This window comes from Streptomyces sp. NPDC006476 (assembly GCF_040612015.1).
Taxonomy (GTDB): domain Bacteria; phylum Actinomycetota; class Actinomycetes; order Streptomycetales; family Streptomycetaceae; genus Streptomyces; species Streptomyces griseorubiginosus_B.
In genome coordinates, this window is record NZ_JBEXPK010000053.1 from 49,956 (window position 1) to 57,387 (window position 7,432).

Annotated in this window: 5 protein-coding genes and 1 pseudogene; 4 read left to right on the plus strand and 2 right to left on the minus strand. The window is 67.7% G+C overall.

All coding sequences use genetic code 11. From position 1 onward, the window contains the following. The first annotated feature begins 169 nt into the window (after positions 1 to 169). Complete coding sequence (locus ABZZ74_RS39200; protein ID WP_356773394.1) at positions 170 to 583, plus strand: SsgA family sporulation/cell division regulator; 414 nt, start codon at positions 170 to 172, stop codon at positions 581 to 583. 27 nt (positions 584 to 610) lie between these two features. Here the strand turns inward: ABZZ74_RS39200 and ABZZ74_RS39205 are convergent, their stop codons facing one another. After that, positions 611 to 961 (minus strand): hypothetical protein, encoded by a 351-nt coding sequence (locus tag ABZZ74_RS39205; protein ID WP_356773396.1) that lies wholly within the window; start codon positions 959 to 961, stop codon positions 611 to 613. 111 nt (positions 962 to 1,072) lie between these two features. On the opposite strand from ABZZ74_RS39205, the gene ABZZ74_RS39210 reads away from it, so the two are divergent. From ABZZ74_RS39210 to ABZZ74_RS39220, 3 genes are all read left to right on the plus strand, one after another. Continuing rightward, positions 1,073 to 1,720, plus strand: coding sequence for a hypothetical protein (locus tag ABZZ74_RS39210; RefSeq protein ID WP_356773398.1), 648 nt, complete (start codon positions 1,073 to 1,075; stop codon positions 1,718 to 1,720). Between the two features lie 104 nt (positions 1,721 to 1,824). After that, on the plus strand, positions 1,825 to 6,366 hold the full coding sequence (locus ABZZ74_RS39215; RefSeq protein WP_356773400.1) for a DUF6531 domain-containing protein: 4,542 nt from the start codon (positions 1,825 to 1,827) through the stop codon (positions 6,364 to 6,366). Further along, the gene (locus tag ABZZ74_RS39220; RefSeq protein WP_356773402.1) at positions 6,363 to 7,004 is read left to right on the plus strand and encodes a hypothetical protein; all 642 of its coding nucleotides are present in this window, start codon (positions 6,363 to 6,365) and stop codon (positions 7,002 to 7,004) included. The genes ABZZ74_RS39215 and ABZZ74_RS39220 overlap by 4 nt, the downstream gene beginning before the upstream one ends. Positions 7,005 to 7,183: 179 nt before the next feature. Here ABZZ74_RS39220 and ABZZ74_RS39225 read toward each other — a convergent pair. Beyond that, positions 7,184 to 7,432: pseudogene (locus tag ABZZ74_RS39225) on the minus strand (hypothetical protein); the annotation flags it as partial.

Consider the following 7,432-nt stretch of genomic DNA (forward strand, 5'->3'; position numbering starts at 1 on the left):
AAGCCTAGATGGCAAAACTTTCAATCAAAGTTTCGCGAGCATCGTAAAGTGACGCACGTCACGCCGGAATCTTCCGTACCGGCGTAATGCAATCGCCACTTGCGTGCTCCAAGAAGTGCAAGGACTCACCGGCACCGCCGCCCGCGCCCGACCCCGACGGAGACCGCTCGTGTACATAGCGCTCGAACAGCCCACCGGCGCCCATCTTCTGACGCCCGACCACGAGGAACTGGCGGTCCCCGTGACCCTCCGCTACAGCTCCGAGGACCCGCTGGCCGTCCACCTCGTCTTCCCCGCCTGGATCTCCCTGGACGAGGAGGAGGTCACCTGGACCTTCGCCCGCGCCCTCCTGGAGGAGGGCCTGGACGCCCCCGCCGGCCTCGGCACGGTCCACGTCCGCCCGTACGGCCCCACCGACACGCTGGTGGAGTTCCGCGCCCCCGAGGGCGTGGCGGTCGTCCGCTTCCGCACGGCGGACCTCCGCCACTTCCTCCACCGCTCGTACACGGTCACGGAGCCCGGCGGTGAACCCCTCCGGCCGGCGCTGGACCGGGGTCTGGCGACGCTGTTCGGGGCGGCGTGAGACCTCAGTCGGCCTGGCTGTGCTCCCTCACTCAGCCTGGCTGTGCCCCTTGCCGCCGCCACCGGCCTGCCCCTCCGGGCGGACCGCGTCCTCGGCCTTCTTCGCCAGGTCGACGTCGAGCTTCCTGAACTCCCGTACGACCGTGTCGGACATGTCGGCCAGGGCGTCCAACTGCTGGCTGATGTCCTCGCGTCCGTCCTCCCAGTTGGACTCGAAGTCACCGAGGGCGTCGTTGACACTGCCGTCGCCGATGTCGTCCCGGTAGGACTCGAAGAGCTTCTTGGTGTGGTTCAGCCGGGTCTTGAGGGAGCGCAACTTGCCCCCGTACTCCTCGAGTTCACTGAGCGGAAGCGCGAGGTCGCTCTTGCCCTTGCCCATGTGTCCGTCCCCCGTTCCGACGATCTCGTAGTCTGGGCGGCACCGTACAACTTAACGATGTTGGCACGAGCGATCGAGAAGACTTCGCGAAACGGGGGAACCGGATCCGTCATGGCCCGCTACATGGAGGCGCTGACCGTCGAGCGCGGAGGTTTCCGGATCAAGGTCCCCGAGTCGTGGTGGGAGTTCGACGTGCGCCCCGAGTCGCGCGACGACTCCATCCGCCGCATGGTGAGCGAACGGGTGCGTCAGCACCCGGAGTTGGCGCCGCACCGGGACACGTACGTCGGCTTTCTGCGGAAGGCGGCGGCGGACGCGTGGAAGTCGGGTGCCCTGTACTGCGGTTGCATGGCGGAGAGCTTCGGCGGCGAGACGCCGATCACGGGCTCGGTGACGGTGTCCCTGGTCGGCGGCCGTACCCGCGACGGCGCGCCCCTGTCCACCGACCCCGCCGCGATCGCCGCGGGCCTCGCGCCCAAGGAGGCCAGGAAGGAGGGCGACTCCTGGCGGAAGGTGACGACGGTCGACATCCCCGGCGTGGGTCCGGCGGCTCGCACCCACGGCATCGAGGACATCGCCGTACCGGACGACTCCCTGGGCCGCACCCTCCGCGCCGTCCTCATGCAGACGTTCATCCCCGTCCCGGGCCAGGAGGGCAAGGTCGCCCTGGTGGCGGGCAGCAGCCAGGTCCTAGACCTGGCCGACTCGTTCTTCGACATCTTCGACGCGATCACATCGACGTTCCGCTTCACGGGTTGATCCGCATCACGCCGGTGGCTCCTTCACCTCGAACGTAAGTGCACGGTAAGTTCGCGTGTGCATACGGGTGTTGACATTGATGTGCGCGTGACGGGGGTTGCGGAATGGCGGGACAGCGGCCACGGGACTGGTATGTCCTGGACCTGGACAAGGACCCGACACCGGGTGACCCGGACCGTGTACGGACGCTCGCCAGAACCCTGCACGAGTTCGCGGAGGACGTCTCCGGCGCCCTGAAGGTCGTCAAGGGCATGGCGGACGACGACGCGACCCTGCAGTGGGCCGGGAAGTCCGCGGAGGTCTTCAAGGACGAGTTCTCCGGTGTCCCGAAGAACCTCAAGAAACTGAAGAAGTCGTACGAGATGTGCGGCGACGCGCTCGCGGCGTACTGGCCGAAGCTGGAGCGGGCGCAGGCACTGGCGGACAAGGCGCTGGCCAAGGGCAGGGAGGCGCAGCACGACCTGTCCTCGGCCAAGTCCCGTCTGGCGTCCGCCGATTCCTGGGTGACCCGGGCCACCAAGGAGGCCGACAAGTACAAGGACGACCCCACCGGAAGCAAGTCCGCCGCCGACAAGCCCGACGAGTCAAAGGTCCGCGCCGCCACCCGCGACGCCCAGGCCGCGAAGTCCGCCCACACCAAGGCCCAGTCCGACGTCACCGACGCCCAGGACGCCCTCTCCGCCGCCAAGAAGATGGCCGAGGACGCCCGCAGGATGCGCGAGGACGCGGCCCGCGAGGCCAAACAGAAGATCGACGACGCCTCCGACGCGGGCATCCAGAACCGCTCGTGGTGGGAGGACGTCGGCGACTGGTTCGAGGACAACTGGGACACGATCGTCACGGTCTGCAAGGTGGTCGTGACGGTCGTCGGCATCATCGCGATGATCATCGGCGGCCCGATCCTGGGCGCGATCGTCCTGGTGGCGGCCCTCGTGGTCCTGGCGGACACCCTCTACAAATACTCCAAGGGCCAGGCGTCCCTGTGGGACGTGGGGTTCGCGGCGCTGGACTGCATACCGGGGGGCAAGGGGATCACTTCGCTGGGGAAGCTGGCGAAGGGGATGAGAGCCTTCGGTAAAACCGGGCTGAAGGGCATGGCCTTCGGTGTTCGGGGGTTCGGCGAGACCGCGCGTGTCCTGGGCCGCCAGATGAAGAAGCTCATCACCCGCGGCGACCCGGTCGACCTGGCCACCGGCGAGCTGGTCATGTCGGCAACCGACGTGCTGTTGGACGGTGTTCTTCCCCTCGTGCTGGAACGCCACCACCGCACGAGCGTCCGCAGTGGCCGTTTCCTGGGGCCTTCCTGGACGTGCACACTCGATCAACGCCTGCTGCTCGACGACTCCGGCGTGCGGCTCGCCGTGGACGACGGCATGGTGCTGCATTACCCGGTGCCGGATCCGGAAGTTCCCGTACTGCCGGTGGAAGGCCCCGCATGGCCTCTGAGTTGGGATGGCGACGGCGGACTCGCCGTGCACCATCCGGAGACGGGTCGCACGTTGCGTTTCCGGCCGCTGCCCGACCACACGTCGGCCGAGCTTCCGCTGTCGACGATCAGTGACCGGAACGGCAACACCGTCACCGTGACCTATCGGGCGGACGGAACGCCCGCGGAGATCATCCATCACGGCGGCTACCGCATAGGAGTGACCTGCGAGAAGGGCAGGATCACGGAACTGGTCCTGCACAGTCACCCCGAACGGCCGACCCTGGTCCGCTACGGCTACGACGACCACGGCAATCTCTCGGCCGTCCACAACTCCTCAGGACTGCCCCTGCGGTTCGCCTATGACGACCACCGGCGCCTCACGCGCTGGGAGGACCGCAACCGCGTCTGGTACAGCTTCGAGTACGACAACGCCGGCCGCTGCGTGGCCGGCCACGGCATGGACGGATTCCTTTCCTACACCTTCGCGTACGACGAGGAAGCTCACCGCACCGTAGCGGTCGACTCGTTGGGTCATGCCACGCACTACCAGTTCAATGACGCCTACCAACTCGTTGAGGAAACAGACGAGTTCGGCCACAGGGTCACACAGGAGTGGGACCACCGGGACCGTCTGCTGCGCCGCACCGACCAACTGGGCCGCTCGCTGAGCATGGAGTGGGACGAGGCGGGCCGTCTCACCGCCGTCGAGCTGCCCGACGGCTCGGTCTCCACCACCCGCTACAACGACCTCGGCCTGCCGGAGGAGATCACCGAGTACGACGGTGCCGTCCTGCGACAGCAGTGGGACGAGCGCGGCAACTGCACCGCGCTGACGACCGCCGACGGGGCGACCACTGTCTTCACCCGCGAACCGACGGGTGCCCTGGCCACGCTGACCGACGCGACGGGCGCCGTGTACCGCTTCACCAACAACCGTGCCGGACAACCGACTTCTGCCACAGATCCGCTCGGGGCGACCTCCACCTACTCCTACGACCCGTTCGGCCGGTGTATAGCCGTCGTGGACCCGCTGGGAGGCCGGACCCTGCGAACCTGGTCCCCCGAGGGACTGCTGACCTCGACAACCGGCGCCGACGGCAGTGTGGAGAGCTGGACCTATGACGGCGAGGGCAATCAACTCACCCACACCGACGCGCTGGGCCGAACGACCACCTTCGCCTACGGCCCCTTCGACCTGCTCACCTCGCGCACGACGCCGGACGGCGTACGCCACAGCTTCCGGCACGACACGGAACTGAGGCTGACCCAGGTGACCGGCCCGCGCGGACTCACCTGGGACTACCGCTACGACGCGGTGGGCAACCTGGTGTCCGAGACCGACTTCGACGGCCGCACCCTCTCCTACACCTACGATCCGGCCCGCCAGTTGCTCAGCCGTACGAACGCCGTCGGGCAGACGGCCGAGTTCGCCTACGACGAGGTCGGCAACCAGATCAGGGCGACGTTGGACGGCAGGGCGACCACGTACTCCCACGACCGCGCCGGTCGGCTCGTCCAGGCCGTGGGCCCGGAAGCCACCCTCGTGTACGAGTACGACCGCGGTGGCCGTATCACCGCCGAGGCCGTCGACGGCAGGGTCCTTGCCACGGGATACGACGTCCTCGGCCGCCCGGTGAGCAGGACCACCCCGAGCGGTGCCGTCGCAACGTACGGGTACGACGCGGCAGGCCACCGTACGGCGCTCAGGGCCGGCGATCGCACCCTGGCCTTCGCGTACGACCACCTCGGCCGAGAGACGACCAGGTGGACCGACACCGGCCTCACACTCGCCCTTGACTGGGATGCCGGGGACCGACTCACCACGCAGCGGCTCACCTCGCCCACCAGCCCGCGCCCTCTCGCGCACCGCAGCTACACGTACAGGCCGGACGGCCACGTGACCACGCTCGATGACCGAACGGCAGGACGCCGCACGTTCGAACTCGACAGCGCGGGACGCGTCCTCACCGTACGCGCGCAAGGCTGGACGGAGTCGTACGCCTACGACGAGCAGGGAAACCAGACACGCGCCGCCTGGCCGGATCGCTTCTCCACGCAGGAGGGGCGTGGCGAGCGCGTTCACCAGGGCAACCGCGTCCTACGTGCCGGCGGCGTTCACTACGAGTACGACGCCGCCGGGCGGGTGGTGCTGCGCCGTCGCACACGGCTGTCACGCAAACCCGACATCTGGCGCTACACCTGGGACGCCGACGACCGGCTCACCTCGGTGGTCACCCCCGACGGCACGGTCTGGCGCTATGTGTACGACCCACTGGGCCGCCGAGTCGCCAAGCGACGTCTGAGCCCGGACGGCCGGAGCGTGACAGAGGAGACCCGCTTCACCTGGGACGGTCCGCACCTCGTGGAGCAGACCACGGTAAGCACAGACTCCGCCGAGGTGTCCACCCTGACCTGGGAACGCGACGGCGCCCGACCACTCACCCAGACGCAGCGCACCACGCTCGCCGACGCGCCCCAGGACGTCGTCGACGAGCGGTTCTTCGCCATCGTCACCGACCTCGTGGGGACGCCGACCGAACTCGTCACCGACAACGGTGACATCGCCTGGCGCTCCGATGCCACGCTCTGGGGCCTGACGGCGCTGGACGGGGCGTACGACACGTCCACACCCCTGCGCTTTCCCGGCCAGTACTTCGACCCCGAGACTCTGCTCCACTACAACTTCTTCCGGTACTACGACCCGGTCGCCGCGGCTTACATCAGCGCCGACCCTCTCGGCTTGGAGGCGGGCCCGAACCCACGCGCCTACGTACCGAACCCGCTGTCGTGGCTCGACTACCTGGGCCTTCTCACCTGTGCCGAGAACGCCGACCTGCTGGCGAAGAACCTGGCGCGGGAGGGCCGGGCCAAGAGCGCGGGTGAGGCTGCCGCCCACCTCGTGCCGTCGGGCATGAAACGAAACGGGGCGGCCCAGGCCAGGGCCCTGCTGGAGAAGTACGGCGTCGACATCAACGACGCGGTCAACGGGGTTCCGCTGGGGCATCCACGGCCGCACAACTTCACGCATCGGAAGATGTTCCTCCAGCGCCTGAACAACCATCTGCAAGACGTGGCGGACGTGATGAAGAACGACGGCTACGGAGCGCGCGCCATCCGTGGTGCCCTGCGTCGGGAACTGCGTTCCATCGGGCAGCAGGTCGAGAGAGAGCTGGCAAGCGGGCAGCCATCAGCGAACGCGGTCTGGACAGCCCCATGATGGACCGAGCCGACGTGACGACGGATACGGATGGTGACGCAATGGCGCAGCAGGCCGAGAAGGCTCTTTCGGTGTATCGGCTCCTGCCGAGCATGAACGAATACCAAGGGCTGCATCTCAACAGCGACGATGTGCAGCACCTTATGCGCTGGCAACGCAGTGGAGCCGAGGCGGACCGGCCCACTCGATTGCGTGCCGAATGGCTGGGGGAGCGGCGCTGGCCCAAGAGTGAATTTCCCTCGGGCCGTGCAGGTGCTCCCCTGCTCAGCCGCGGTCTTGTCGAGGGCTTCGGAGAGGGGTTGCAGGCAGCAGGGAGTTTCATCCCCGTCGATATTGACGGCGCCAAGGACGACGAGTACTTCCTCTACCTGGTGGAGCAGGTGGTCGACTGTCTGGACCTGCGCAGGTCGTCCAAGCCGAAGAAAATGGGCGGGGAGGTCAAGAAGGCGGTTTACCGCCCGGAAGCGTTGCCGGCCCATCTCCCGGCCTTCCGCCTCCCACAGTTTCCTCGCGCCGTCCAGTGGAACGGCTGGGCGGCCGAGCGGCTGGTGGAGCTCACAGGGGATCAGATCGAGGCCCGTCTGACCTGGTCACAGGACCCGTCGGCGAAGGTTCATCCCGATCCGTGGGGTCTTTGATGTGACGTGAGCGAGTCGCTTCGTGGTTCACCGTTCTTCCTGCGGACCTATGTCGAGATGACTGGTGGAGGCGGGGCCGCTTCCGGTGACAGGGCGCTCCATGCGACCAGTTCAGACGATCTGTTCGCCGAGGACTCGGCCTGATCCGGCGCGTGTCCTCGGCGACGTGGAGTCGGTCGTCAGCGGTTGATCGCCTGGATCTCCTGGACGTTCATGTCCTGGGTCGTGTCGAAGGTGCCGTCGGGGAGGTCGCCCCTGGCGCCGCCTGTGCCCTCCCAGGAGATCTGCCAGGTGATGCTGGCCTTCAGGTGGTACGGCGTGCCGTTGGTGGCCTTGAGGTAGGTGATGCCGCAGGGCGGGGTCTTGTCCGAGTCGCCCGGCTTGTACGGCGTGCCGATCGAGCCGTCGTCGTTGATGGTGCAGTCGCC